Here is a 25797-nt window from a genome sequence, read left to right on the forward strand (position 1 = left end):
GGCTGGGATCACGCTAGGCTGCCTGCGGCTCCCCTGCCCAGTGCACCGCTATCGTATGCGAACACAAAAAACTGTCACTCGGGAAAAACCTGATACGCCCCGCGCCGCCAGAGGACGGCGCCGTGAGCAGATGAGCAACAAGCGGGCCAGGCCGGAAGACTCAGGCGCCGCCGGCCCCGGCCGCCCCCTGCTCCAGTTGCCACCAGCCGGGCAGCAGGGCCTGGACCTCGGGCCGGGCGAAGCGCTGGTCGATCAGCCAGACCGTGCCCTGATCGGTTTCGGTGCGGATGACCCGTCCCGCCGCCTGCACCACTTTCTGCAGGCCGGGAAAGAGGTAGGTGTAGTCGTAGCCGGCACCGAACAGGCTGTCCATGCGCTGGCGCAGCTGTTCATTGACCGGATTGAACTGCGGCAGGCCCAGGGTGGCGACGAAGGCACCGATCAGGCGTTCGCCCGGCAGATCGACACCCTCGCCGAAGGAGCCGCCGAGCACCGCGAAACCGATGCCCTGCCCGCCGCAGGTGAAACGCGCCAGGAAAGCCTCGCGCTCGGCTTCGGCCATGCGGCGCGACTGCTGCCAGGTGGGGATGTCGGGGTGTAGCTCGCGCAGGGCGTCGTGCGCCTGCTGCAGGTAGTCGAAGCTGGAGAAGAAGGCCAGGTAGTTGCCCGGCCGGTGCCGGTACTGGCGCGCCATGAGAGCGCAGATCGGCGCCAGCGAGGCGGCGCGGCGCTGCCAGGTGGTGGAAATCTCCCGCGCCACGCGCACCTGCAGCTGGCTGGCGTGGAAGGGCGAATCGACATCGATCCAGGCGGTCGACGACGGCATCCCCAGCAGGTCGGCGAAGTAATGCCAGGGCGCCAGCGTGGCCGAGAATAGCGTGGTCGACTGGGCAAAGGCAAAGCGCGGCCCCAGGAAAGGCGCCGGCACCACATTGCGGATGCACAACAGGTTGTCACGCTGGTCGTGGCGCGTCAGGTCGAACAACGAATGCGGGCCGAAGGACTCCGCCAGCCGGACGAAGGCCATGGCATCGAAATGGAAGTCGCGCAGGGCCGGTTCCAGCGGCACCGCCACCTGGGCCAGGTAGTCGTTGATGGTGGCGATGCAGTTGCTCAGGGCATCGACCAGGCGCGCCGGTGGCGTCTCCAGCACCTGATACGGCAGGCCGGCGTCCTTGGTGGCCGTGGTCCAGGCACGCGCCAGCTGCTGCAGCGGCCGCGCCACGGCCGGTGGTGCCACCGCCCGGGCCGCGCGCAGGCCAGCGCGACTCAACTGGGCGCTGTACATGCTGCGCGCGCGGGCCACCAGGTTGTGCGCTTCGTCGGCCAGCACGCTCACCCGCCAGTCATGCGCCTGGGCCATGGCATAGAGCATGGCGCCGCCATCGAACCAGTAGTTGTAGTCGCCGACGATGACATCGCTCCAGCGGGTCATCTCGCTGCCCAGGTAGTAGGGGCAGACCTGGTGCTGCAGGGCAATCTCCTGCAGCCGCTGGCGATCCAGCAAGGGCGCCTGCAGGCAGGCCGCGCGCGCCTCCGGCAAGCGGTCGTAGAAGCCCTGCGCCAGCGGACAGGAGTCGCCCCGGCACAGGCGGTCCGGATATTGGCAGGCCTTGTCGCGGGCACACAGCTCCAGCACCCGCAGCGGCAGGCCTTGGCCATCCCGGCCCTTGAGGGTGGCGGCGGCGTCCAGCGCCAGTTGTCGGCCAGGGGTCTTGGCGGCGAGGAAGAGGATTTTGTCCAGTCGCTGCTCCGGCGCTGCCTTGAGCGCCGGGAACAGGGTACCCAGGGTCTTGCCGATACCGGTCGGCGCTTGCGCCAGCAGGCAGCGGCGGCTGCGATGGGCGCGAAACACGGCCTCCGCCAGTTGCCGTTGACCGGGCCGGAAATCCCCATGCGGAAACGCCAGGGTCTGCAGGGCAGTATCGCGGGCGGCGCGATGCGCCAGTTCCTGCGCGGCCCAGTCGGCGAAACGTTGGCACTGGCTGGCGAAGAGGCTGGCCAATTCTTCGCGGGGCCGGGTCTCCTCAAAGCGGGTTTCCTGCTGGCTGCCGATCTCGAAGTACACCAGCGCCAGCCTGATCTGCTGCAGGTCCAGCTTTTCGCACATCAGATGACCATACACGCGCAGTTGCGCCCAGTGCAGCTGACGATGGTTCTCGGGCTGGCTGGAGAGCTGGCCGCGATAGGTCTTGACCTCTTCCAGCAGTTGCTGCTGCGGGTCGTAGCCGTCGGCGCGACCGCGCACGTGCAAGGAGCCATGCTCGGCCGCCAGCGCCACCTCGCTCTGGTAGTGCGCGCCGCGACGGGCGGCGACCACCGCATGGCCGGCGATGCCTTCCTGCGCGGTCGGGGTGGGCGTGAAGCGCAGGTCCAGGTCACCGACCTTGGCGGTGAATTCGCACAGGGCGCGAACCGAGACGCGATAGCGCGAGGTATCCTGCACCGGAGCGGGAGGCGCGGCGACCGAGCTCATGCAACCAGCGCCTCCCACTGCAGGTAGCACACCGAGACCGGCATGCCGTGGCGGGCGCAATAGTCCAGCCAGCGCAGCTGGTTGTCCTGCAGCTTGTCGCCGGGGCCCTTGACTTCGATCATGCGGTAGCTGCGCTGCTGCGGCCAGAACTGGATCAGATCGGGAAAACCACTGCGGTTCTCGCGCACGTCGTCCAGGATGCGCAGGCACCACAGGCGCAGGTGCGAGGGCGGGATGCAGTCCAGCGCCAGTTCCAGCAGGTCGCGCGTGATGCCGCCCCAGGCCACGAAGGGCGACTGGATGCCGGCCTTGACCTCATGAGTCGCCAGGATCGCGGCGCGATGGCTGCCATCGTCCAGCCGTGACAAGCAACGCTCGAACTGCACACGCCGACGCCCATGGAAGTCGGCGCTGAAGAGGTCGGCCGGCTCGCGCTGGAAGGGGTGGAAGAAGGCCCCCGGAATGGCAGCGAAGATGGCCTCCCAGCACAGCAGACCGAACAGCGCATTGGCCAGCACATTCTCGACATAGAACACCGGTGCCTGCGGCTGCTGCCGTTGCAGGTAATCGCCCACCGCCTGTTCGACCCGTGCAGCGCCCTGTCGAGGCAGGCTCAGGTCCAGGCGATCGACGGCGGCGGCACGGGGGCGCGCCGGGGCCGGTTGCCCCAGCTGACGCGCCAGTCGCGGCGCGATGCGCGCCAGATGCTGGCGCTCCGCTTCGCTTTCCGGCGACTGTTGCGCAGTGCGCAGCAAGCTGTGCGCGGCGCCGAAGCGGCCCAGTTTTTCCAGCACGCGGATGGCACGCGCGCGGGCCCCCGGATAGGCGCAGCCTGCATAGACGGCGTGGGCCTGGGACAGGTCCTGCTCCTTCTCGAACAACTGGCCGATGCGGAACATCAACCGCTGGCGCCGGCTGTCCAGCCAGGGATTGTCGAACGCGCCGTGGGGCAGCATGGGCAACAGGCTGCCCGCGGCGGTGCCGGCCTCGTAGGCCTGGCGACAGGCGTGCAGCTGCAGGTAGAGATCGATGTCGCCACGGCTGCGAAAACCCCTGGCCTGCGGCCCCAGCGCGACCCGCTCATAACGCAGGGTGCCGATATCGGCCAGCACGAATTCGCTCCAGTCCTGGCGCAGGTTGCCGAAGAACATCAGCCGCAGGCGCTCGCATAGGGGCCGGTTCAGCAAGCGCACGGCCTGGTCGCTGCCCTTGTGCTGCCATTGCGAAAAGGGCCGCGGATGACCGTGGGCGGCATCCTCGGCCAGCAGGGACAACAAGGCGTCCTTGCGCAGGGCCTTGCACGCAGGCGAGCGCAAGGCCGGCGAATCGAACTGCACCAGCAGCTCGGCCCGGGTAGATAGCTGGGCGAACTGCTGCAGGCTCAGCACAGGGTCGTGTTCGACGCAGGCCCCCGGCAGGCCACGTAAAGCCTGCAATGAACAATCGATCTCCGGATAGGCCAGTTTACTGACGCGAAAGAGTTCACCTTTACGCATCATCATGCGCACGAACAGCGCGCGCGAAGCCAGCGGTAAGCCAGGGAAGGCGGTGATGAAGTCGCGTTCTTCCGCGTTCAGCAGATCGCCATAGCGCTGCGCCAGCCAGTCCAGAACCTGCTGGAAGTTGCCGAGATAGTAAAAACGGTGGGTGGGGTCCAAAACGGCGGCCATGGGATGCATCTGGGGCGTTTAACTGTATATAAGAACAGTATAACGCCTCTCCCCTTCCGACTGCCCGCAAGGACCATCGGAAGGACCATCGCAAGGGCGATTACAGGCGCGGGGCCAATGCCTCGGCGAAGAACTCCGTCACCGCCCGCACCCGGGCCGGGATGAAGCGGCGGCGCGGCCAGACCAGGCAGATGTCGCGGGTGTCGTCGATGAAGTCATCGAGGACGGTGATGATCCCCGCGTCCTGCAGCGTTCCCCTGCCCCGCCCTTGCTCCGGCTCCACCAGCGAGGCGCGATTGAACATGCCGATGCCCAGGCCCGCCTGCACGGCGCTGAGGATGGTCTCCACGGTATTGGACGAGAGGTTGCCGCTGACCGGCACGCTGAACCGCCCCTGGGGACCGGTGAAGTGCCATTCACGCATGTCCTTGTAGATGAGGCAGTTGTGGTGTGCCAGCGCCTGCGGCGTGGCCGGCACCCCGTGCTGCGCGAAATAGTGGCGCGAACCGGCGCACACCAGCGGGCTGCTGGTGATGCGCTTGACCACCGCATCCGGATGGCGCTCCGGACTGACCCGAATGGCCAGGTCGATGCCCTCGGCCAGCAGGTCGTTGACGCCATCGGCCAGTTGCAGGTCCAGCCGTACCCCGGGGTAGCGCGCCAGCAGCGCCGGCAGCAGCGGCAGGACGTGCAGCCGGCCGAAGGTCGCCGCCGCCGCGACCCGCACCGGGCCGGAGATCTCCAGCGTAGTGCGCATGATCTCGCCATCGGCCTGGGCCATCTCTTCCAGCAGCGGCTGGGTGCGCTCGTAGTATTGGCGCCCGTGCTCGGTCAACCGCACGCTGCGCGTGCTCCGCTGCAATAACTGCACGCCCAGGCGCTTTTCCAGCGCGTTGACCGACTTGCTGATGGCCGACTGCGAATCGCCCAGCCGCCGCGCCGCCGCCGAGAAGCCACCGGCTTCCACTACGGCGACAAAGGCGCTCAGCTCATGAAATCTGTCCATCTTCCGTCTTCCTCGGTGTTGCCCTGCCTTGCCTTCGTCCTGTCATCAGGATGGCGAACAAGGATTTATTCCATATTGGAATAAGAGTAATCGAATTACGCCAGATTATCATCAACATCGACAGGAATTACGATCTCCTCACGTTGACCGGGCGGCCTTTGGCTTCCCGACCGGCACCGGCCCGCGATCGCGGCGCCCCGTGAACATTCCTTTGAGGAGAATTGAACATGAGCACATCTACACATCAGCCTATCTCTGCAGCCCCCTCCCTGAACCTCGCCGGCAAGAAGGTGGTGGTGGTCGGCGGCAAGAGCGGCATCGGCCTGGGCATTGCGCAGGCGGCGCAGGCGGCGGGGGCCCAGGTCGTGGTTGCCAGCCGCCGGGTGGCGACCATTCAGGAACGAGCAGACCTGGGCAGCTTCGAACAGGTCAGCCTGGACATGCGCGACGAAGCCTCGGTACGCCAGGCCTTCGCGGGCATCGGCGCCTTCGATCACCTGATCGTGACCGCCGCACCCGACATCGGCAGCTGGGGCGGTTTCATGGACGCCGACATGCAAGGCGCGCGCAGCTACATGGAAGGCAAGTACCTCGGCAGCTGGGCCTGTGCCCGCCATGCCGCGCCGCTGCTGCGTGCCGGGGGCTCGATCACCTTCCTCAGCGGTGGCCTGGCGGTACGTCCCAAGCCCGGCTTCGCGGCCGTCACGCCGGCCTTTGCGGCCGTGGAAGCCTTGTCGGCCGCGCTGGCCATCGAACTGGCCCCGACCCGCGTGAACACCCTGCGCCCCGGCTTTACCGATACCGACATGTGGGGCTTCCTGCCGGCCGAGGTGCGCGCCGGCCTGAAGCAGAAAGTGGCCGCAGCATTCCCGGCCCGCCGCGTCGGCCGCGCCGAGGACATCGGCCATGCCGCCCTGTTCCTGATGACCAATCCCTACGTCACCGGCACCGTGGTGGAAGTCTCCGGCGGCGAAACCCTGGTCGACAGCGTGTCCTGAGGCGGCTTGCCCGGCGGGCGCAGGGGGCGGCCATCGTGGCAGCACCCTGCGCCTGGAGGGTCAGCCGAGGCGGGACAAAACAGAATCGCCATTGCCGGATAAGATTGGCACCCGGCAAACCCGGTTTGCCCTCTCAACAACGATCATCGCCAAAGACCCACGGAGACCCAGGTGTACAAACTTTCCACGATTGCCCTTGCCAGCGCCCTGCTGGCCCTGACGGCCCCGCTGCATGCCCAGCAACCGCAGCAACAGCAGCCATCGCAGCCACAACAGCAGCAGCAACGCCACGACGAATTCTTCTGGCTGGGCGAGATCAACAAGGCCACTGCCGTCATCAATACCGACGAAGGCCTGCTGGACAAATCGATGACCCCGCTCATCGTCAAGGGCATCCGCAAGGTATTGGCCGATGCCGAACAGCCGGGCGCCAAGCGCCCTACCCTGGTCATCACCTTCGAGCCGCTGCTGATCCAGGCGGCCGGCCCGCAGATCACCTTGCTGCATGCCGGCCGCTCCAGCCAGGACATGCTGGCCACCATGCGCTCGGCGATCCTGCGCGAAGACATGCTGACCCTGGCCACGCAACTCAATGCCACCACCGCGGCCATGGTGAAGCTGGCAGCGCGCCAGCGCGACACCATCGTGCCCAACTACACCAACGGCGTGGCGGCCCAGCCCAACAGCTATGGCCACTACCTGCTGGGATTTGCCGCCGCACTGGACCGCGATGCCCAGCGCATCCGCGAGGCCTATGCCCGCATCGATCGTTCCTCGATGGGAACCACCGTGCTCAACGGCACCAGCTGGCCGCTGAACCGCCAGCGCATGGCCGACTATCTGGGCTTCGGTGCCATCGTCGACAACGCCTACGATGCCTCGCAACTGTCGTCGGTGGATGAGCCGGTGGAAGCCGGCGCGGTGGTCTCGTCCATCGCCCTGCATGCCGGCACCTTCATCCAGGACGTGATGACGCAGTATGCCCAGCCCCGTCCCTGGATACTGCTGCAGGAAGGCGGCGAGAATACCTATGTCTCCTCGGCCATGCCGCAGAAGCGCAATCCGGGCCTGCTCAACAGCACCCGTCGCGATGCCACCACGGTACTCACCGAAGGCATGGGCGCCGCCCTGCAGGCACACAACATCCCGCCCGGCATGAGCGACCCCAAGGACGTGAAGGCCAACAAGGCCATGGTCCTCAATGCGGCAAAGGTCCTGAAGAACTGGGAGAGCATCCTCAATGCGCTGGTCATCAATCCCCAGCGCGCGCTGGAAGAACTCAACAGCGACTGGACCGCCTCCCAGGAACTGGCCGACGTGCTGATGCGCAAGTACAAGCTGCCGTTCCGGGTGGGGCACCACTTCGCCTCGGAGGTGGTGGAATATGCCAAGGCGCACGATATCCGGCCGCTGGACTTCCCTTACTCGGAGGCGCAGCGCATCTATACGCAGGCGGTACTCAATTCCGAATTCCCGCAGGTATTGCCGATGTCGGAGCAGGAGTTCCGCAGCACCCTGGACCCGGTTGCCATCGTGCGCAATCGCGCCACTGTGGGCGGCCCGCAACCGGCCGAGATGGACCGCATGCTGCGCGAGGCCAATGAACGGGTGAGCCGACAGGACGCCTGGATCAAGGCGCGCCAGCAGCATATCCGGACCTCGCTGGAGAAGCTGGATGCCGACTTCGATCGGCTGGGGGCGGCGGCCGGGGTCAGGTGATCTCGTCCGGCCCGGCCAGCGGGCGCATGGCAGCGCCTCAGAGTGAGGACTTGCGCTCGCTGGCCAGCTGGAAGATGCAATCGCCGCGTCTGACCTGGGCGATGGCGCGCTTGCAGACGATCTCACCATCGGCGGCAAAACTCACCGTCTCGGGCGGGCGCACCGGGTTGTCGGGGAAGTGGATCAGGGCCGCCGCCTGCCCTTGCCTGACCACTTCGCCCAGCTCGGCCAGCGGTTCATATACACCGTGGTCCATGGCATAGACATAATGCCGGTTGCGGTCGATGGCCATCAGCCGCGCATCGGCGGGTGGCCGCGGCGGCACCAGCTTGCCCTGCAACAGCCCGATATAGCCCAGCAGATGCAGTACACCCTGCATGCCCTGTCGCACCAGAGCGGCATCGACACCACCACCGCCACCCAGTTCGGTCAGGAAACAGATCGCCCCCTGGCGGCGCGCCGCGGCGGTGACATTGACCGGGTTGGGCTGGTACAGGAAGGCCTTGGGAAGACCGAAGGCCTTGAGCAGGCCGGTGACTTTCTGTTCCTCTTCCGCATCGCGTGGCTCCAAGCCCATCATGTTGGCGCCGTCGTACATCAGTGAACTGCCGCCGGAATGCAGGTCCAGCATGTAATCGGCACGGGCCAGCAACACATGTTCGATGTAGTGGGCGATCACCTGCGAGGGAGTGCCGGCGGGATCGCCTGGATAGAGGCGGTTGAGATTGCCGTCATCCAGCGGCGAGGTCCGCAGACCGGCCTCGGCGGCCGGGGCATTGGCCATGGGCAGGAGGATCAATTGCCCAGTGACCATCTCGGTCTGGATCTCGCGGATCATCCGCGAGACAATGATCTGTCCTTCGTATTCATCGCCGTGGGTACCCGCGCTGACGATGACCACCGGTCCCTCGCCGCGCTTGATCGAAGCCACCGGAATGGGCAGCCAGCCGTAGGCAGACCGGTGGACGGAGTGCGGAAGCCGCAGAAAACCGATCTGCTTGCCGTCGGCATCGAAATCGACGTCGCTCTTGATGGGATTGCTTGCCATGTGATGTTCTGATGTTCTGATGTATTGGATGTATCGGGTGTATCCGGCGTATCGGATGCTTCAGGTATTGAGGAACACGCCAGATCTGCACGGATCAGTGATCGATCGCCTTCTTCATGTTGCCGACCATGTCGTAGTCCGGGCTGACATAGCGCTGCGCGATCTTCTGCAGGGTGCCATCCGCGATCATGTCGGTGATCGCCTTGTCCATGGCGGCCTTGAGTGCGTCGGCGTGCTTGGGCAATACGGCCGCACCGAGCGAATAGACCAGCGGCGCACCGACCGTCTTTACCGGGAGGTTGTTGATGGTCTTCATCTTGTAGCCGTTGAAATAGGAGTCGATCACCGAATCCAGACGGCCGCTCACCAGATCGTTGTAGAGGAAGCCGCCCCCTTCGTAGGCGCGTACCTGCGAGTCCGGGAGGTTCTTGTGCGCCCACATTTCATTGGCGGTGCCGGCACTGGCGCCAACGCTCTTGCCCTTCAGGCTGGCGCGGTCACGGATATCGGTATTGCTGGCATTGACCCAGATACGGAAGTCCTGCACCGTGTAGGGCAAGGTGAAATCCACCACCTTTTCCCGCTCCGGCGTGCGCGCCATGCTGTTGACGACGACGTCGTATTTGCGCGCATTGATGCCTTCGACGAAGTTCTTGAACTTGTCAGCGATGAACTCGATCCTGGCCACGCCGATGCGGCGGAAGATTTCGCGGGCCACCGCTACGTCATAACCATCAGGCTGGTTCTTGTCGTCCAGATAGCTCCAGGGCGGGCTGGTCTGGGTGTTGGCGATCCTGACCACCCCGGCCTGCTGCAGGCGGCTCAGGGAATCGTCGGCAGCAGCCTGCGCCGACAGCATCGGCAGCATCAGTACCGTGCCCGCCGCCAGACCCAGTGTCAGAGTCAGTGTGGGCAGCCTCAGCAGCCGCCGCAACGACCTGCGCAAGGTATTCTCCATGGATGGCTCCTTTCCCAGGGCGTCACTGCTGTCTGAGAGCGCGCTGGATGTCGCCCACCATGTCAAATTCGGGTCCGACCCAGCGTCGTGCCAGCCGGTCCAGTGTGCCATCGCGGGTCATGTCGGCAATTGCCTTGCTGACCGCGTCTTTCAGTGCCGGCTGCCCCTTGACCATGGCCGGTGCGGAAAGCTGGTAGATCAGGACCGGCCCGACTTCCTTGATCGGCAGCTTGTTGACGTTGGCGTATTTCATGCCGCCGAAATGGGAGCTGATGACCGCATCGATACGCCCGTTGCCCAGGTCATTGAACACGAAACCGCCATTGTCATAGGTGCGGATATCGGACTCCTTCAGATGTGCGCGGGCCCAGGTCTCGTTGCTGGTGCCGGTGGTGACGCCGACCTTCCTGCCCTTGAGATCGGGCTGATCCTTGATGGTGGAATTGCTGGACAGGACGAAGATGCGGAAGTCCTCCACGCCGTAGGGCGCCGCGAAATCGACCTGCTTCTCGCGTTCGGGCGTTGGCGTCAGGTCATTCATGACCAGGTCATACTTGCCGGCCTTGAGTCCCTCAACGAAATTCTTGAAGCTGTCGGCCACGAACACTACCTTGGCCACGCCGATGCGCCGTGCCACTTCCTTGGCGACCTCCACGTCATAGCCTGCTGGCTGCAGCTTGTCGTCGATCAGGCTCCAGGGCGGACTGCTCTGGGTGTTGGCAATGCGGATCACGCCGGCCGGCCGTGCACTGGCCAGGATATCGGCCGGGATGTTCTGTGCCGCCGTCGCGCCGGCGGCCAACCCCAATAGCGCCGACCCGCATAGTTTCAACATGAAATGACGCATTTGCATGGTGCTGCTCCCCTCGATGATTGATGAATGTCGAGGCCCATTTTGCGGCGCTGCCGGCGCCCCGGCAATGAGAGCGGGTTTCTAACCTGATAAGCAGAACTTATAGAGTGTGCACCGAACAGACCGGGGATTTTGCAATGCCGCACCACCACCGGGCAGCCGTAAAGGAGAACGCGGCTGGCCTCAACCCCTTACGCCACGTGAGGAGAAGGTGGCATGCAGTGCCAGCCTGCGTCCCTACAGGCTGCCGATTTGCACAGAGGATGTGCGCGGCGCACCATTACGGACAGGCCAGGCCTGTTCAGAACGCACCCGGCTTCTGATACAGCACCTGACGCAGCGCATTCATGTCCGACTCCATCTGGATGCGCATGACTCTCAGCAATTCCTTGGCATTTTCGGACATGGGAACGCCAGGGCGAAATACCAGCAAGGCGGTGAAGTGGGCCGCGACTTCCATCGGTTTCAGGCGCAGGCCCCGGGTGACGTAGTCCAGCGCCAGGATGGGATGGACCATGCCCATGCCGACCCCGCGCAGGGCGAACTCGCAGACCGAATTGGAATAGGGTGTCTCCAGGATGGGGCGCAGCACCTTGCCCTGCTGGATCAGTTCCTGCTCCAGCCGACGGCGACTGGCATCCTCGGGATTGAGAGCGATGAAGGGATGCTCCAGCAGGTCATCGGCCGTGACGAGCGGCTTGCCGGCCAGCGGATGGCGATCGTTCATCACGATCACCCCCGGCACGCTCATGAACTGCGAATGCTCCAGCCCGGACACTGCCAGCTCATCTGCCATCAGGCCGAAGTCCAGCTGCCCGGCACTGACCTGCTGATAGACCTCGCGCGAACTCATGATCTGGAACGACATCTGCACGCGCCGCTCGGCCAGGCCGAAGGCGGCGATGGCACGTGGCATGAAGCCTATCCCCAGTGCGGGAAAGGACGCGATGGCCAGGCGCCCGAGACCGAACGAGCGCAAGCTGCGGATGCGGTGCTCGATCATCTCGAAGCCGGCGAAGCAGCGGTCGACCTCCACGATCAGGGCCAGTGCCTCCTGCGTAGGTACCAGCCGGCCGCGCGTGCGCTCGAACAGACGCAGTTCGGAAGAAGCCTCCAGCTTGCGGATCGACTGGCTGATGGCCGGCTGCGATACGTTCAGTAAAGCCGCTGCCTTGCTGGTCGTCCCGGCCCGCATGACGGCCCGGAAGACCTGGATATCTCGCATGTCCATGTATAAGTATCGCTTATAGAGTTAGTGGCGCCTGCTGTTGCTGGTCCCGTCCGGCTTGCGGATACTGGGACCGTCTTTTTTACATTAACAAAATAATCGCATGAGTACGAACTCTCCGACCTCCCAGCAAGAAGCCTTCGCCAGCCTGTCTCCGGCGGTGATGCGCGCCTCCACCGTGGTCTTCGACAACTTCGAGGATTTCGTCCAGCGCAAGCAGCGCCAACCCGACGGTTTCAGCTATGGCGTGACCGGGACTCCCACCGCCCGCCTGCTGGAACAGAAAGTGGCGCAACTGGAGAATGGCCGCCACTGCGTCATCGCTCCCTCCGGAGCAGCGGCATTGATGACGACCGTCATGGGCTTCGTGCGGGGCGGTGACCACCTGCTGGTCTCGGCGGCCTGCTACGGCGCGCTCAAGAGCTTCGCCGAGAAATGGCTGGCGCAGATGGGCGTGGAAGTCGAGCTGTATCGTCCCGACATGGGCGCCGACATCGAAGCGCTGATCAAGGACAATACCCGCATGATCTGCATGGAGGCTCCCGGCACCGTGACCATGGAAATGCAGGACATCCCGGCCATCACTGCGGTGGCCCGTCAACGCGGCGTGCTGACCATGCTCGACAATACCTGGGCCAGTCCTCTTGGCTTTGCCGGTCTCGACCATGGGGTGGACTTCAGCATCCAGGCGGCCACCAAGTTCCTTGGCGGACATTCCGATGTGCTCATGGGCTGCATCAGCATGAATGATCATGCCCACTACGACATCCTGCGCGAGACCCAGAGCATCCTGGGCCAGCAGGTCAGCCCGGAAGATTGCTTCCTGGTACTGCGTGGGCTGGAAACCCTGAAGCTGCGGGTGGCCGCGCAAGGCAGTGCCACCCTGCAGGTGGCGCGCCATCTGGCACAGCATCCGATGGTAGAGCGCATGATGTATCCGCCGCTGGAGTCCGACCCGGGCCACGCACTCTGGAAACGCGATTACCGGACCCATGGCTGCCTGTTCTCGATGATCCTCAAACCGGGGCCTGAACAGGCCTTCCACAGCTTCTTCGACAGCTTGCAGCACTTCGTCATCGGCGCCAGCTGGGGCGGCGTGCATAGCCTGGCGGCCTACTATCCGGCCACACTGCAGGCCAATCGGGCCTTCCCGGCGACCGATCAGCCCGTGGTGCGGCTGTCGATCGGACTGGAAGATAGCACGTTGCTGATCGCCGATCTGGACCGGGCGCTGGCTGCTTATGCACAAGCACAGACAGCAGGCTGATCGATTCATGACTGACAAAAACGAGGGCGACATCGGAGGCGATGTCCGCCATCGCAGGGAGGAGAAGTATGGTTGATTTGTTCCTGAGGGCGCTGCCGCTGCTGGAAAAGGCAGTGCTGGTCACGCTGGGCCTGGGGCTCGGTTCATTTCTGCTGGGCTCGGCATTGGGCATGCTGATCGCCCTGGCGCGCATTTCCGACTGGCGGCCGCTGCGCTGGCTGGCCTTTGCCTATGTCTCGATATTTCGCGGCACGCCGCTGCTGATCCAGATTCTGCTGATCTACTTCGGTCTGCCCAACTACGGCATCACCATCGACCCGATCCCGGCCGCCTTGTTGGCGCTCACGCTCTTCTCGGCCGCCTATCTGAGCGAGAACTTCCGCTCGGGCATCAATGCGGTGGATCGTGGCCAGTGGGAAGCGGCCTGGTCCATGGGCATGGGTTACTGGAAGACCTTGCTGCGGGTGATCCTGCCGCAGGGCTTGCGCATCGCCATCCCGCCGCTGGGAAGTCGCCTGATCGCGCTGATGAAAGACACCTCGCTGGCCTCCACCGTCACGGTGGTGGAACTGACCCGCGTAGCCGACCAGCTGGGTGCAACCACCTTCCGCTACATGGACATGTTCATCATCGTTGGGACCATCTACTGGATCATCAATCAACTGCTCACCCTGCTGCAAACCTGGCTGGAAGAGACCCTGTCGAGGCGCTATCAATGAACCAAGCCGCACAATGTACCGTCCGCGTGCGCGGACTGGCCAAGGCCTTCGGCACCAATCAGGTGCTGCGCAACGTCAACCTGGAAGTCGCGCGCGGCGAAGTGGTGGTCATCATGGGGCCGTCCGGGTCCGGCAAGACCACCTTCATCCGTTCGCTGAACCTGCTGGAATTGCCTGATCGCGGCAGTATCGAGATCTGCGGCGTGGAGCTGACCGAACCGGCGGCACTGGCGCCACGCGAGCGCCGTCGCAAGACCCTGCAGATCCGCCAGCAGACGGCGATGGTGTTCCAGTCCTTCAACCTGTTTCCTCACATGACGGCCTTGCAGAACGTGATCGAGGGCCTGGTCTCGGTCAAGGGCGTAGCCCGCGAAGAGGCGAGGCGACGCGGCCTGGCGCTGTTGGGCAAGGTGGGACTGGCGGAGAAGGCCGATGCCTATCCCGGCAAGCTCTCCGGAGGCCAGAAACAGCGCGTGGCGATCGCTCGCGCCCTGGCCATGGAGCCTGAAGTGATCCTGTTCGACGAACCGACCTCGGCACTGGACCCCGAGTTGCGCGACGATGTGCTCAACGTCATGCGTGAACTGGCCAAGGAAGGCATGACCATGCTGGTGGTCACGCATGAGACCCGCTTTGCCCGGGACGTGGCTGATCGCATCGTCTTCATGGAGGGCGGGCACGTGCTGGAAGATACGACGCCGGAACACTTCTTCGGCGCCCAGGCCAGCGAACGCTGTCGCCAGTTCCTGGGTCGCCTGCACGATTGAGACCGGCTCAGGCTGCAGCATCAGTCCGGCTGCAGCATCCCCAGCCAGGCCAGCAGTGTCATGACCAGCAGCGACAGCAGGATCTCCAGCCAGGTCAGGCGTGCCAGCAGCGCCAAGGCGCGCGGTTGGCGGCGTAGTGCCGGGACCAGTCCATAGCGATTGAACAGCGCCACCAGCACCATCGCGCCCACCAGCACGCACTTCAGTGCCAGCAGGCGCTGGTAGGCAAACGACCAGTCCAGCGGCAAGCCGCCGAGGATGAAACAGGTGTTGACCAGGCCGGTGAACCACACCAGCGCAACCACGCCATGCCCGGCCGTGGAAAAGCGGCGCAGGATGGTCACCGCCTGTGCTGTCTCTGGCGCTTGCGCGCTGCGCTGCAGGCGCGGCAATACCAGCAGCACCACCGGCAAGGCACCGACCCAGGCACCCACCGCCCAGACATGCAGCACGTCGTTGGCCTGGTGAAGCAGGCCGAGCCAGCCCTGGTGCATGGCTGCGTGGCCGGTCAGGGAGAGTCCTGCCAGGAGAATGGCACTGGCCAGCAGGCTGACGCGCTGGGCCAGGGTGACCCGGAACAGGCCGGCCGCCAGCAGCAGGACCAGCGCACTCAGCTGACACCACCATGCCGTACCGATTGAGGTGCCATTGGCGACCGCCGCCAGCATCTGCATTCGCAGTGCGTCAGGCCAGCCCTCGCCCAGGATCGCCGCCTGCAGCGGCAAGGTGCCGGCTACGGCCAGCAGGATCAGGGTGCAAAGGACACGGCGGCACAGCGCCAGACGCTGCCACAATGCATCGCGCAAGGGCTGCGGCACCAGCGCCAGCAGCATCAGCGTCATTCCCCACAGGAACAGCGCCGCACCGTCCAGCAGCAGACGGCACAACCCCAGCAGCGCTACCGTCCCACTCAAGGGGCGACGGTGAAGTGATAGCTTCCCTCGGTCTTGTGACCGTCAACCGAGAGCACATGCCATTGCACGGTGTACTTGCCTGCGCCCAGATGCGACGGCACCGGGACCATCAGCGACTTGCCCTGGTCCATCAGCATGGCCTGGCCCAGCTTGATTTCCTGTTGATCAGGGCCCAGCAGCTTGAGGCCGCTGAAGTTCAGGTTCAGGCCTTCGGTAAACACCAGCGTCAGATCGGTAGGGGCAGCCGCAGTGGCTACCACCGCCTGGTCGGCGGGCACTGCGGACTTGAGATGGGCATGCGCCCAGGCCGATGAGGTGAAGGCGAAGCTGGCCAGCAGGGCCAGGGGGAGGAGATGGCGGAGTTTTTTCATGTTGTGGGTCTGGCTGGAGATGACTGGAAGACTGAATGACCGAACGAAAGAAGCAATGCCTCTGGATGAAGCAGGGTCAATAGCTTACTCCGCTGGCGCAAGCGCGCCCGCGACAAATTGTCGCAGCCATACAAGGCTCAGCCGGAAGCCGCAGCGCAGGCCGACATCGCGTGCAGCGGGAGGATCGATGCGAAGTAACGCTCGATATGATCCAGGCATTGCCGCACCTTGGCCGGCATGTTGTCGCGATGACGCACGGTCACGAAGATGTCGAAACCGCCCAGCGACCATTGCGGGAGCACCTGGCGCAGTCGTCCGCTCTGGAGATCCTCGCCGATCTTGTTGTGCAGCAGGCGCGCAATGCCATGACCATCGAGTGCCAGAAAGCGCAGGGAACGGGCATGATTGGCGCTGATGCGCGGTTGCAGGCGCACACGTACGGTGCCTGCGGCCTCGTTGGAAAACTCTAGGAAGCAAGGTTCGCCATGAGGATTGAAGAGCAGGAAATCATGCTGCAACAGATCCACCGGTGAGTGGATGGGCGGCCGGCTCTCGAGGTATTCCGGCGAGGCGCACAGGACGTCGGCGAAGCGTCCGAGGAAGATGTCGCCCGGCTGACGATTGCGACCTGCACGCAGCGCCAGATCGATGCGGTGATCGATCAGGTCGATGTTGTGATCGGCCACTTCGAAGCGCAACTTGATCTTGGGATTGTGCTTGATGAAATCATGCAGCGCCGGAATCAGGTATCGGGTGGACATGAAACTCGAGACGGCGATGCGCAACTCTCCCACCATCTCGTTGTTGAGTACCGCAACACTTTGCTCGGCTTCGCTGGCGGCGGTGACGATGTGCGCGCAGTGCTTGTAGAACAGCGTACCCGCTTCGGTCAGACTGAGCTTGCGGGAGGAGCGATTGAGCAGCGTCGCCTGCAATGACAACTCAAGCATCCTGACATGCTGGCTGACCGAAGAGGTGGTCAGGCCCAGGGCTTTGGCGGCGCGCGAAAAAGCACCCAGTTCCACCACGCGCGCAAACGTGGCCATTCGCGCGAGATCGTCTATTCCAAGTTTTCTCATTGATTGACTGTGCTGATGCGACCGCGCCCGAATCAGGTGACGGTGCAATGCGAGTTTTTCTATCGCAACATGATATGGATGAACTTATTCCTTTAAATGACGGATTGTACGGAATATCAATTCTTCTCTAAATGTGAGTCGGCCCATATTGCCGATGGAGAAGGCAGGCCGTACAAGATCAGGACATCGCCTGGGCCGGCTCGGGTGACAAGGCGGCATCAAGGTCGACAGGATTGCGTCGGCAGCACGCGACCCGGACGGCGGATCGACCAGCTCGGCAGCAAAGCTGCATCAATTGCGGAATGTAATACAGGAGGGAGGGATTGATTAGGGCGCAAAAATTAAAAAAATAATTAATTTAACTTGATAGTTTCCACACGGATACAGCAGCTTGCCGCGGTGCTACGAAGTCACGGCAGGCCTCGCTCCCGGCCACTTCGGACGGCCGAGCGCCGGGAAGCGAGCCATTACATCAAACGAGCACGCGCACCGCAGGGCTTTCAAGGACCAACTGAACCTGCCCTCACAGCCCTGCATTCCCCAGTTTTTACAAACAGTCTTTCAGGCTGCAGGGGACTAAACGCAGATGCTCATCTGTAATAAAGTCCGCTGGCCAGACACGAGAAGAACCAAGGATCGCACGTCGACGGTGAATCTCGGATCACGCCTGGCCTGGAAATTCCCGCTCATCACCCGCAGTACCTCCCTACCCCTCTGGCCGAGGCAAGTCCGATCTCCTGTCCTCCACAGCGATTGGCAGGTTCCCACGCACCTACGCAACCTGGCCCAGACCACATGCACGCGACCGACTGCGATGCCATGCAACTCAATTTGAAATAAGGGGCAGCAATGAACTGGTTCACCAATCTGAAAGTCAGCCACAAACTCCTCGGTGGTTTCTTGGCCGTGGCCACGATCGGCGCCATCATCGGTACCATCGGCATCCTCAAGGCCGGGCAGATCAATGACCTGGCTACCGAAATGTACGAGAAGCAGGTGGTTGGCTTGCGCCATTCGGCCCAGGCCACGCTGGACCTGAGCTCGTCCAATCGCGCCATCCGCAGCGCCATGCTGGCCGAGACTGCCGAAGAACGTGCGAACAGCCTGGATGAACTCGCCAAGCGCCTGGACAATACCGACAAGGCATTGAGCGCAGCCGAACAGCGCTTCAGCACGCCCGAAGGCCTGGCCCTGGTGGGCAAGGCCAGGCAGGCCTTCGAGGCCTATCGGGGTGCCATCACCGCCACGGCCGAGGTGCTGCGCAAGGAATCCCTGGCCGATGGCCGCCAGTCCACCAGCCAGTTGTTCTCCACCGTGCGTCCGCTGGCCAACGAGGCCGAGAAGATGATGCTGCAGATGATGGAGGTCAAGAAAGACAACGCCGACAAGCTCAACGACGAGACCGACCTCATCTATGCCCACATCCGCAGCCTGCTGATCGTGCTGACCTGCGGCGGCGTACTCTTCGGCGTGGCGCTGGGCCTGTTCATCTCGCGCAACCTGACGCGCCAGCTCGGCGGTGAACCACGCGATGTGGCGGCCGCCGCCGATGCCATCGCCTCGGGCGACCTGAGCACCCATATCGATACCAGCCATGCGGCACAGGGCAGCGTGGTCAACGCCATGCACATGATGCAGGCGTCCTTGCGCAAGGTGGTGCAGACAGTGCGCACCAGCAGCGAAAGCATCGCCACCGGCTCGCGCCAGATCGCTACCGGCAACCTGGACCTGTCGGCGCGTACCGAGCAGCAGGCCAGCGCCCTGGAGGAAACGGCGTCCTCGATGGAGGAACTGACTTCCACCGTCAAGCACAACGCCAACAATGCCCAGGACGCCAAACAGATGGCCTCCACTGCCTCCACCGTCGCACTGGAAGGCGGCGAGGTCGTGGCCAAGGTGGTCGATACCATGAGCGCCATCAATGACTCCTCGCGCAAGGTGGTGGACATCATCAGCGTGATCGACGGCATCGCCTTCCAGACCAACATCCTGGCCCTCAACGCCGCCGTCGAAGCGGCGCGGGCCGGCGAACAGGGGCGCGGTTTCGCGGTGGTCGCCAGCGAAGTGCGCAATCTGGCACAGCGTTCGGCCGCGGCCGCCAAGGAGATCAAGGCGCTCATCGAGGACTCGGTGGAAAAGGTCAGCGTCGGCGCGCGCCTGGCCGACCAGGCCGGCACCACCATGAGCGGCATCGTGGAGAATTCGCGCAAGGTGACGTCCATCATCGGCGAGATCTCGGCGGCCAGCGTGGAACAGACCGCCGGCATCGAGCAGATCAACCAGGCCATCATGCAGATGGACGATGTGACCCAGCAGAATGCCTCGCTGGTGGAAGAAGCCGCTGCCGCCTCGCGCGCGCTGCAGGACCAGGCCGATTCCCTGGCCCAGATCGTGAGCATCTTCAACCTGGGACAGAACGCCATTAGCTACCAGGATGCGCCGCGCTCGCCAGCGCCGCCGGCCATTACAGCCATCAAGACCTCCACGGCCAGCCAGGCCGTGGGCCACGCCGCGCCCCGGCGCCTGAACCATCAGAGTACCGCGCAGGCGGCGAAAGAGGAGGATTGGGCGACCTTCTGAGCGGGGCATGGGCGCAGTGAATGGGCGCGCAGTCTTGCCGACGGCGCACCACCTGCCCTGGCGGGCGACTCAATGGCCGGGGCGCTTGCGCCCTGGCCTGGATATCTCCACGCAAAAGTCGATGAAGGCCTGGACCGCCGCCGGTGGCAAGCGGCGCGAGGGCCGGATCAGATACAGCGGGAAGGTCTCGCCCGGCCAATCGGGAAAGAGTTCAAGCAGCGCCCCACTCTCCAACAAAGGCGCCATTCCCAGCGCCAGTACCTGTGCAATGCCGGCACCGGCGATGCAGGCACCGACCATGGTATTGGGATCGGTCAATGTGAGCCGGCCCCGGGTCTGGATCTGCCTTACCTCCTTGCCACGATGAAACTCCCAGTTGAACGGTCTGCCGCGTCGGGGATCGATGAACTGCATGCAATCGTGTTTCACCAGTTCATCAGGATGGCGTGGTGTGCCGTGCTTGTGCAGGTAGCCGGGAGCGGCCACGGTCAGGACCCGGGTCTCCATCAGCTTCAGCGACGTCATGGCCGATGAGGGTTGCGGACCAAATCGCACCGCCACATCAATCCCCTCGCTCACCAGATCGGCGTTATCGGGAAAAGCCACGCTGACCAGTTCAATCTCGGGATAGCGCTCGGTGAATTCAGCAATGCGTGGCGCCAGCACGTGACCGGAAAAGAGCGGATTCAAACCCACCCGCAGAATGCCGCGGGCACTGGTGGCCGAACGGGAGACGGTATTGGCTGCCTCTTCGATACCCGACAGATGGGGCGCGGCCAACTGATACAGGCGCCCACCATCGTCGGTCAGATGCAGGGCGCGCGTGCTGCGATCCAGAAGCCGGATACCGATGCGCTCCTCCAGGCGGGTGACGGCACGGCTGACACCGGAGGCGGACAGCCCCAGTACCTCGGCGGCCCGGGTAAAGCTCCCGGTTTCCACCACTGCCGCCAATACTGTCATTCCCGACAATAGTCGCCCATCGAAACCCATACCTGCTCCTTTGACTTTTAGCAAAGATGATTTGCCTTTCCCCATCTTAATCAAATATGGCTCGCCGCGTAAAGTGCCTCCAACGACGCGCCAGGCAGGATCTGGCCGCCGCACCGGAGAAGCGAGGGGCTTTTGACGCCCTTGCGATTCCGGTCGATCTCAATCCAACCCCGTGGAGCACATCATGAGCCATTCGCAACGTATCCTCTTCAAAGGCGGCACCGTCGTCACCATGGACCCCAAGGTCCCCAATCTTGTCACCGGCGATGTTCTGGTAGAGGGTGGGCGCATCGTCGCCGTCGGGCCGCAGTCGGCTGTCGATGACGCCGAAGTGATCGACGCCAGCGGCCATATCGTCATGCCGGGCCTGATTGATGCTCACCATCATGCCTGGCTGGGCGTGATGCGCCGTCTGTTGCCGGACGTCGATGACCTGTTCGCCTACATCGATGTGGTCGCCGAAAAACTGGGAGCCCACTATCGTCCGCTGGACATGTTCCTGAGCACGAGGCTGACCGCCGTGGCATCACTGGACGCCGGGATCACCACCCTCATCGATGCCTGCCACAGCTCCCGCAGCCCCGAACACACCGACGCTGCGCTGGATGCGCTGGAAGGCAGCGGCATTCGCGCCCTGCACATGGTGGGTCCAGCCATGGACAAGCAGGCCAGCTCGGCCCACCTGCCGGGAGACCTGCAGCGCCTGGCCGACAACTGGAACCATGCCGGCAGTCTGGTCAAGGTCGGCCTGTTCGGCCAGCTCAATCTGGACTGGTGGCGCGTGGCGCGCGAACTGGACATGCGCATCCTGACCGAGTTCATCGGCGATCTGGCCAAGCTGGGGCCGGAGTTCGCGCAAGCCGGCGTGCTGGGTAGCGACAATATCTTCAACCACTGCACCCGCGTACCGCCGGAAACCTGGAAGCTGCTGGCCGATGCCGGGGTCAACATCACCGTCAATCCCCGTTCGGATGCCCTGTTCGGCTTCGACGATGACAGCTTCGCCTACCAGATCGCCATCGACCATGGTCTCGCCCCGGCCCTGGGCATCGATCTGGATACGGCATTCGGCAGCGACATGTTCGGCGAAATGCATGCCCTGTTCGGCCAGCAACGCTCGGCCATGCGCTATCGCCGTTTCCGTGGCGAGGCAGATGCGCCGGCGCCGATCTCGGTGGAAGCGGTCCTGCAGGCGGCCACCGTCAATGGCGCCCGCGCCGCCGGGCTGGAAGGCCAGGTCGGAACACTGACCCCCGGCAAGCAGGCCGACATCATCATGGTGCGTACCACCGGCGTGGCAGTATGGCCTGTCACCCATGCCATCGGCACCATCGTCCAGGCGGTGGAACGCGCCGATGTCGATACCGTCATGGTAGCGGGCACCCTGCGCAAGCGTGGCGGCCGCCTGATCGATGTCGACCAGGCCAAGCTCAATGCCGAGATCACTGCCTCGCGCGACTTCCTGATCCAGGCCAGCGGCTATCGCACCGATCTGTTCAAGACCCGGGCCTGATCGCCGGCGTTCACGCGGCGCGCTGCGGCGATCCGCGTCGCCCTGCGCACCGGGTCCCCATTCATCACCGCATTCATTCAAGGGGCAATCATGCGAACCCTCGTTTCCAAACCCGTGCCGGAGGCCGCTCTGGCCCCGGCTCATCGGCCCCGCCCGGCACCGGGCGTCATTGCCGCGCTGTTCTGCGGCTATCTGGCAGTCGGCCTGCCGCTACCGGTCATCCCGCTGTTCGTACACCAGCGACTGGGCTTCGGCGATCTGCTGGTCGGTCTGGTGATCGGCATCCAGTTCCTGGCGACGGTGCTCACGCGCGGCTACGCCGGGCGCCTGACCGACCAGCTTGGCGGCAAACGCTCGGCCTTGCAAGGTGCCGTGGTGTCGGCCGTCGCAGGCCTGCTCTATCTGGTGGCGGCCTGGCCCGGCATGTCCAGCAGTGCCAGCCTGATCATCATCATCGCAGGGCGCCTGGCGGCCGGTCTTGGCGAAAGCCAGTTCGTCACCGGTTGCGTGTCCTGGTCAATCGCCTCGGTCGGCCCCCAGCGTGCCGGCATGTCCATGTCCTGGACCGGGATCGCCATGTTTGCCGCCCTGTCCATCGGCGCTCCGATCGGTATGGCGCTTTATCTGCACTATGGATTGGCGGCTGCCATGATGGCCTGCATCCTGGCACCGGTCCTGGCCGCGCTGATCGTCCTGGGATCGACCTCCTACCTGTCGGCCGGTGGCGATCGCCTGCCTTTCCATCTGGTACTGGGCCGCATCTGGCGCGAGGGTCTGGGACTGATGCTGCAGGGAGTGGGCTTGTCGGGATTGACGGCATTCGCTTCGCTCTATTTCGCCGCACGTCACTGGGATAACGCGGGCCTGGTCATGACCGCCTTCGGCATCGGCTTTATCCTCGTACGACTGGCGCTGGGCCATCTCCCGGACCAGTTGGGCGGTTACCGTGTGGCGCTCTGCTCCTTGCTGATCGAAGCCGTGGGCCAACTCTTGCTGTGGGCGGCCCCCACCGCCTGGCTGGCATTGGCCGGCGCGCTGGTGACCGGCCTGGGATGCGCCCTGATCTTTCCGGCGCTGGGCGTGGAAGCGCTCAAGCGGGTGCCGCCGGCCAATCGCGGCAGCGCCATGGCTGCCTTCGTCGCCTTTCTGGACATCGCCTATGGCATCGCGGGACCGGTCGCAGGCGTCATCGCAACGCATTTGGGCTACGCTGCGGTCTATCTCTTCGGAACGGCCTGCGCACTTGCGGGAGGCATTCTGATCGCTGGACCCGTTCGTTCCCGGTCCTAAGTATCGTCATTCCGGGCCCGCCGTTGGCGGGTCCCCTCATCCATCCAGGAGCAATTCATGTCACGCATCTTCATCTCCGGTTCTTCCACTGGCCTGGGCCTGATGGCGGGCCAGCTGTTGATCCAGCAAGGGCACAGCGTAGTTCTGCATGCACGCAACGCCGCTCGCGCTGCCGAAACCCGACGTGCCAGTCCCAAGGCCGAGGCCATTGTCACGGGCGACGTGGAAACCATCGCTGGCAGCATCGCGCTGGCCGCCCAGGTCAATGACCTGGGGCAGTTCGATGCCGTCATCCACAATGCCGCCGTGGGCTACCGTGAAGCGCATCGGCTGACCGTCGACGGACTGCCCCATGTGTTTGCGATCAATACCTTATCGGCCTATGTGCTCACCGCCCTGATCCAGCGCCCTTCCCGCCTGGTCTATCTGAGCTCGGGGATGCATCATCACGTGCGCCCCCACCTGGAGGACCTGCTGTGGGAGCAACGTCGATGGAATGGCTCGGACGCCTATGCAGAGAGCAAACTGCACGATGCCATGCTGGCCATGGCGATCGCCCGACGCTGGCCGATGGTGAAATCCAATGCTCTGGAGCCAGGGTGGGTCCCCACCAAGATGGGCGGACCTGGTGCGCCGGACGACATGCAGCAGGCCCATCTCACGCAAGCCTGGCTGGCCTCCTCCGGTGACGCGAAGGCACAGGTGACGGGCAAGTATTTCTATCACCTCAAAAAGATGGACCCGAATCCTGTCGCTCTCGATGTGATTCAGCAGGATCGCCTGATCGACCTCTGCGCGAAACTCTCCGGGATCGATATTCCCGGGTGATTCGGAGGGAGGTGCGTTACCGGCGGCGCAATTTGGCGCGATTTGGCGCGATTTTCATGCACCTGAGCATGAACAAGCCCAGATGCAGCGCTGACCATGGACGAACTCAAGCGCTTGCATGAAGGCATGCTGGCGCGCTATGGCTTGCGGGCAGGGTGTTGGCTGACTGCTGACCCAATGAGGGGACTTGGCCGGAGAAGGATCGTGTTCGGTGATGGTCGTCCTGATCACCGAGGCATTTCATTGTGGAAATTCAATTGTTGCATTTATTTATGACAAAAATAATTAATTGAATGAATTGTATTTATTTTGCGAACAGTGAAGTCGAAAAAGGCGGCTTTATCCACCGAAATATGCTGCTTATAGTGCGACCAAGATGTCGTCTCCGACATTCTTCCTCCACCAACAGAAAGGAAGCATCATGAGCAAACTTCAAAGCAAGGTCGCCGTCGTCACAGGCGCATCGAAAGGAATCGGCGCTGCCATCGCCAAGGCGCTGGCAGCCAGCGGTGCCGCCGTCGTTGTCAACTACGCGACCAGCCGCGCCGGCGCCGACAAGGTCGTGGGCGAGATCGTCGCCGCCGGTGGCCGTGCAGTTGCCGTGGGCGGCGACGTGTCCAATGCAGCGCATGCGGCGGGCATCATCGATGCCGCCATCAAGGAATATGGTCGCCTCGACATTCTGGTCAACAATTCGGGCGTATACGACATGGCGCCGCTGGAAGCCATCACCGAAGAGCATTTCCATAAACAGTTCAACGTCAACGTGCTGGGCCTGCTGCTGGTAACCCAAGCCGCCGCCAAGCATCTGCAGGAAGGCGCCAGCGTCATCAACATCGGCTCTGTCGTCAGCAGCATCACGCCGCCCGGCAGCGCCGTCTACACTGCCACCAAGGGTGCCGTCGATGCCATCACCGGCGTGCTGGCGAAGGAACTGGGGCCGCGCAAGATCCGCGTCAACAGCGTCAATCCGGGCATGGTCGAGACTGAAGGTACCCACAGTGCCGGCTTTATCGGTTCGGATTTCGAGACCTGGGCCGTGAGCACCACGCCGCTGGGCCGCATTGGCCAGCCCAATGATATTGCCGACGTGGTCACATTCCTGGCGTCGGATGATGCACGCTGGTTGACTGGCGAGAAGATTCTGGCCGGCGGCGGCAGCCGCTAAGAAACCATTCCACAGGAGTGGCGGCCTAGGAATAAAAAAAGGGATCAGATAGTCGACCCGAGGTTTTATTTCAAGAAAAGAGAAAAAGGGGTGAGGCGCTTTTGCCTCACCCCTTTTCGCCTTTTTTTCGCCATTGTCTTGTCAGAAGATTCTCCTACTGTCGATTTGCGTTCAAAACTGGCACACGCAAGTCGATTTGCCCTTCCCTCACAAAATTGGCCTATTGGTCTTACCAATAAACTGGTAATATCCAACTTCCAAAACGACAGGTGCTCCCATTCGCTTGCGCGCCAATGCGCCGCCAGCGGGCGACGACGCCGATCCGAGACAATTCTTTCTTCAAGGAAACCAG

At 63.6% G+C, this 25797-nt stretch carries 22 protein-coding genes; 10 read left to right on the forward strand and 12 right to left on the reverse strand.

Annotation, left to right across the window (positions count from 1 at the left end; translation table 11 throughout):
• Positions 1 to 160 precede the first annotated feature (160 nt).
• The 3 genes from VE092_RS13235 to VE092_RS13245 all read right to left on the reverse strand — a co-directional run bounded on the left by VE092_RS13235 (position 161) and on the right by VE092_RS13245 (position 5152).
• Positions 161 to 2476, reverse strand: a complete 2316-nt coding sequence (locus VE092_RS13235; protein WP_324877427.1) for an ATP-dependent DNA helicase — start codon at positions 2474 to 2476, stop codon at positions 161 to 163.
• Positions 2473 to 4155 (reverse strand): VRR-NUC domain-containing protein, encoded by a 1683-nt coding sequence (locus VE092_RS13240; RefSeq protein ID WP_414653488.1) that lies wholly within the window; start codon positions 4153 to 4155, stop codon positions 2473 to 2475. Before VE092_RS13240 ends, VE092_RS13235 begins: the two co-directional genes overlap by 4 nt.
• Before the next feature lie 91 nt (positions 4156 to 4246).
• The gene (locus VE092_RS13245) at positions 4247 to 5152 is read right to left on the reverse strand and encodes a LysR family transcriptional regulator (protein ID WP_324877431.1); all 906 of its coding nucleotides are present in this window, start codon (positions 5150 to 5152) and stop codon (positions 4247 to 4249) included.
• A 227-nt stretch (positions 5153 to 5379) separates the two neighbouring features.
• Here VE092_RS13245 and VE092_RS13250 point away from each other — a divergent pair, with 227 nt between their 5' ends.
• Positions 5380 to 6150 carry an SDR family oxidoreductase gene (locus VE092_RS13250; RefSeq protein ID WP_324877433.1) on the forward strand — a complete coding sequence of 257 codons (771 nt, stop codon included), beginning with the start codon at positions 5380 to 5382 and terminating at the stop codon, positions 6148 to 6150.
• Positions 6151 to 6321: 171 nt separating this feature from the next.
• The gene (locus VE092_RS13255) at positions 6322 to 7869 is read left to right on the forward strand and encodes a lyase family protein (protein WP_324877435.1); all 1548 of its coding nucleotides are present in this window, start codon (positions 6322 to 6324) and stop codon (positions 7867 to 7869) included.
• A 37-nt stretch (positions 7870 to 7906) separates the two neighbouring features.
• Here VE092_RS13255 and VE092_RS13260 read toward each other — a convergent pair whose 3' ends face one another.
• The 4 genes from VE092_RS13260 to VE092_RS13275 all read right to left on the reverse strand — a co-directional run bounded on the left by VE092_RS13260 (position 7907) and on the right by VE092_RS13275 (position 11959).
• Positions 7907 to 8917, reverse strand: coding sequence for a succinylglutamate desuccinylase/aspartoacylase family protein (locus tag VE092_RS13260; RefSeq protein WP_077237693.1), 1011 nt, complete (start codon positions 8915 to 8917; stop codon positions 7907 to 7909).
• Positions 8918 to 9011: 94 nt separating this feature from the next.
• The gene (locus tag VE092_RS13265) at positions 9012 to 9875 is read right to left on the reverse strand and encodes a transporter substrate-binding domain-containing protein (RefSeq protein WP_324877438.1); all 864 of its coding nucleotides are present in this window, start codon (positions 9873 to 9875) and stop codon (positions 9012 to 9014) included.
• A gap of 22 nt (positions 9876 to 9897) precedes the next feature.
• Positions 9898 to 10728 (reverse strand): ABC transporter substrate-binding protein, encoded by an 831-nt coding sequence (locus VE092_RS13270; RefSeq protein WP_324877440.1) that lies wholly within the window; start codon positions 10726 to 10728, stop codon positions 9898 to 9900.
• Positions 10729 to 11029: 301 nt separating this feature from the next.
• Positions 11030 to 11959, reverse strand: coding sequence for a LysR substrate-binding domain-containing protein (locus VE092_RS13275; protein ID WP_324877443.1), 930 nt, complete (start codon positions 11957 to 11959; stop codon positions 11030 to 11032).
• A gap of 100 nt (positions 11960 to 12059) precedes the next feature.
• Here VE092_RS13275 and VE092_RS13280 point away from each other — a divergent pair, with 100 nt between their 5' ends.
• The 3 genes from VE092_RS13280 to VE092_RS13290 all read left to right on the forward strand — a co-directional run bounded on the left by VE092_RS13280 (position 12060) and on the right by VE092_RS13290 (position 14709).
• Positions 12060 to 13223 (forward strand): trans-sulfuration enzyme family protein, encoded by a 1164-nt coding sequence (locus VE092_RS13280; protein WP_324877445.1) that lies wholly within the window; start codon positions 12060 to 12062, stop codon positions 13221 to 13223.
• A 68-nt stretch (positions 13224 to 13291) separates the two neighbouring features.
• Positions 13292 to 13942, forward strand: coding sequence for an amino acid ABC transporter permease (locus tag VE092_RS13285; RefSeq protein ID WP_077237688.1), 651 nt, complete (start codon positions 13292 to 13294; stop codon positions 13940 to 13942).
• The gene (locus VE092_RS13290) at positions 13939 to 14709 is read left to right on the forward strand and encodes an amino acid ABC transporter ATP-binding protein (RefSeq protein WP_324877447.1); all 771 of its coding nucleotides are present in this window, start codon (positions 13939 to 13941) and stop codon (positions 14707 to 14709) included. The genes VE092_RS13285 and VE092_RS13290 overlap by 4 nt, the downstream gene beginning before the upstream one ends.
• Before the next feature lie 20 nt (positions 14710 to 14729).
• Here the strand turns inward: VE092_RS13290 and copD are convergent, their stop codons facing one another.
• From copD to VE092_RS13305, 3 genes are all read right to left on the reverse strand, one after another.
• Positions 14730 to 15623: a copper homeostasis membrane protein CopD gene (gene copD / locus VE092_RS13295; protein WP_324877449.1), complete on the reverse strand. Its 894-nt coding sequence runs from the start codon at positions 15621 to 15623 to the stop codon at positions 14730 to 14732.
• Positions 15620 to 15994, reverse strand: a complete 375-nt coding sequence (copC, locus tag VE092_RS13300; RefSeq protein WP_324877451.1) for a copper homeostasis periplasmic binding protein CopC — start codon at positions 15992 to 15994, stop codon at positions 15620 to 15622. The genes copD and copC overlap by 4 nt, the downstream gene beginning before the upstream one ends.
• A 137-nt stretch (positions 15995 to 16131) precedes the next feature.
• Complete coding sequence (locus tag VE092_RS13305) at positions 16132 to 17040, reverse strand: LysR family transcriptional regulator (protein ID WP_324877453.1); 909 nt, start codon at positions 17038 to 17040, stop codon at positions 16132 to 16134.
• An 882-nt stretch (positions 17041 to 17922) separates the two neighbouring features.
• Here VE092_RS13305 and VE092_RS13310 point away from each other — a divergent pair.
• Complete coding sequence (locus tag VE092_RS13310; RefSeq protein ID WP_324877454.1) at positions 17923 to 19653, forward strand: methyl-accepting chemotaxis protein; 1731 nt, start codon at positions 17923 to 17925, stop codon at positions 19651 to 19653.
• Between the two features lie 69 nt (positions 19654 to 19722).
• Here the strand turns inward: VE092_RS13310 and VE092_RS13315 are convergent, their stop codons facing one another.
• On the reverse strand, positions 19723 to 20691 hold the full coding sequence (locus VE092_RS13315; protein WP_324877467.1) for a LysR family transcriptional regulator: 969 nt from the start codon (positions 20689 to 20691) through the stop codon (positions 19723 to 19725).
• A 139-nt stretch (positions 20692 to 20830) separates the two neighbouring features.
• On the opposite strand from VE092_RS13315, the gene VE092_RS13320 reads away from it, so the two are divergent.
• The 4 genes from VE092_RS13320 (at position 20831) to VE092_RS13335 (ending at position 25445) form a co-directional block, all read left to right on the forward strand.
• Positions 20831 to 22159, forward strand: a complete 1329-nt coding sequence (locus tag VE092_RS13320; protein WP_324877456.1) for an amidohydrolase family protein — start codon at positions 20831 to 20833, stop codon at positions 22157 to 22159.
• A 90-nt stretch (positions 22160 to 22249) separates the two neighbouring features.
• A complete protein-coding gene (locus VE092_RS13325) occupies positions 22250 to 23449 on the forward strand; it encodes an arabinose transporter (protein ID WP_324877458.1) in 1200 nt (399 codons plus the stop codon).
• 57 nt (positions 23450 to 23506) lie between these two features.
• A complete protein-coding gene (locus VE092_RS13330) occupies positions 23507 to 24277 on the forward strand; it encodes an SDR family NAD(P)-dependent oxidoreductase (RefSeq protein WP_324877460.1) in 771 nt (256 codons plus the stop codon).
• Between the two features lie 421 nt (positions 24278 to 24698).
• Positions 24699 to 25445, forward strand: coding sequence for a glucose 1-dehydrogenase (locus VE092_RS13335; RefSeq protein WP_324877462.1), 747 nt, complete (start codon positions 24699 to 24701; stop codon positions 25443 to 25445).
• Positions 25446 to 25510: 65 nt separating this feature from the next.
• On the opposite strand, the gene VE092_RS13340 is transcribed toward VE092_RS13335, so the two are convergent.
• Positions 25511 to 25797, reverse strand: a 287-nt coding sequence (locus VE092_RS13340; RefSeq protein WP_324877464.1) for a hypothetical protein, incomplete at its 5' end; no start/stop codon positions are given.

The organism is Herbaspirillum sp. (assembly GCF_035644555.1).
Lineage (GTDB): Bacteria > Pseudomonadota > Gammaproteobacteria > Burkholderiales > Burkholderiaceae_D > Herbaspirillum.

Bases quoted from the DNA above. Each gene is read 5' to 3' on its own strand.
- VE092_RS13330 (WP_324877460.1), top strand. From the start codon at position 23,507: ATGTCACGCATCTTCATCTCCGGTTCTTCCACTGGCCTGGGCCTGATG.
- VE092_RS13325 (WP_324877458.1), top strand. From the start codon at position 22,250: ATGCGAACCCTCGTTTCCAAACCCGTGCCGGAGGCCGCTCTGGCCCCG.
- VE092_RS13305 (WP_324877453.1), bottom strand. From the start codon at position 17,040: ATGGCCACGTTTGCGCGCGTGGTGGAACTGGGTGCTTTTTCGCGCGCC.
- VE092_RS13285 (WP_077237688.1), top strand. From the start codon at position 13,292: ATGGTTGATTTGTTCCTGAGGGCGCTGCCGCTGCTGGAAAAGGCAGTG.
- VE092_RS13265 (WP_324877438.1), bottom strand. From the start codon at position 9,875: ATGGAGAATACCTTGCGCAGGTCGTTGCGGCGGCTGCTGAGGCTGCCC.
- VE092_RS13280 (WP_324877445.1), top strand. From the start codon at position 12,060: ATGAGTACGAACTCTCCGACCTCCCAGCAAGAAGCCTTCGCCAGCCTG.
- VE092_RS13275 (WP_324877443.1), bottom strand. From the start codon at position 11,959: ATGGACATGCGAGATATCCAGGTCTTCCGGGCCGTCATGCGGGCCGGG.
- copC (WP_324877451.1), bottom strand. From the start codon at position 15,994: ATGAAAAAACTCCGCCATCTCCTCCCCCTGGCCCTGCTGGCCAGCTTC.
- VE092_RS13245 (WP_324877431.1), bottom strand. From the start codon at position 5,152: ATGGACAGATTTCATGAGCTGAGCGCCTTTGTCGCCGTAGTGGAAGCC.
- VE092_RS13310 (WP_324877454.1), top strand. From the start codon at position 17,923: ATGAACTGGTTCACCAATCTGAAAGTCAGCCACAAACTCCTCGGTGGT.
- VE092_RS13315 (WP_324877467.1), bottom strand. From the start codon at position 20,691: ATGGGGAAAGGCAAATCATCTTTGCTAAAAGTCAAAGGAGCAGGTATG.
- VE092_RS13250 (WP_324877433.1), top strand. From the start codon at position 5,380: ATGAGCACATCTACACATCAGCCTATCTCTGCAGCCCCCTCCCTGAAC.
- VE092_RS13235 (WP_324877427.1), bottom strand. From the start codon at position 2,476: ATGAGCTCGGTCGCCGCGCCTCCCGCTCCGGTGCAGGATACCTCGCGC.
- VE092_RS13260 (WP_077237693.1), bottom strand. From the start codon at position 8,917: ATGGCAAGCAATCCCATCAAGAGCGACGTCGATTTCGATGCCGACGGC.
- VE092_RS13320 (WP_324877456.1), top strand. From the start codon at position 20,831: ATGAGCCATTCGCAACGTATCCTCTTCAAAGGCGGCACCGTCGTCACC.
- VE092_RS13240 (WP_414653488.1), bottom strand. From the start codon at position 4,155: ATGCATCCCATGGCCGCCGTTTTGGACCCCACCCACCGTTTTTACTAT.
- VE092_RS13290 (WP_324877447.1), top strand. From the start codon at position 13,939: ATGAACCAAGCCGCACAATGTACCGTCCGCGTGCGCGGACTGGCCAAG.
- VE092_RS13270 (WP_324877440.1), bottom strand. From the start codon at position 10,728: ATGCAAATGCGTCATTTCATGTTGAAACTATGCGGGTCGGCGCTATTG.
- VE092_RS13335 (WP_324877462.1), top strand. From the start codon at position 24,699: ATGAGCAAACTTCAAAGCAAGGTCGCCGTCGTCACAGGCGCATCGAAA.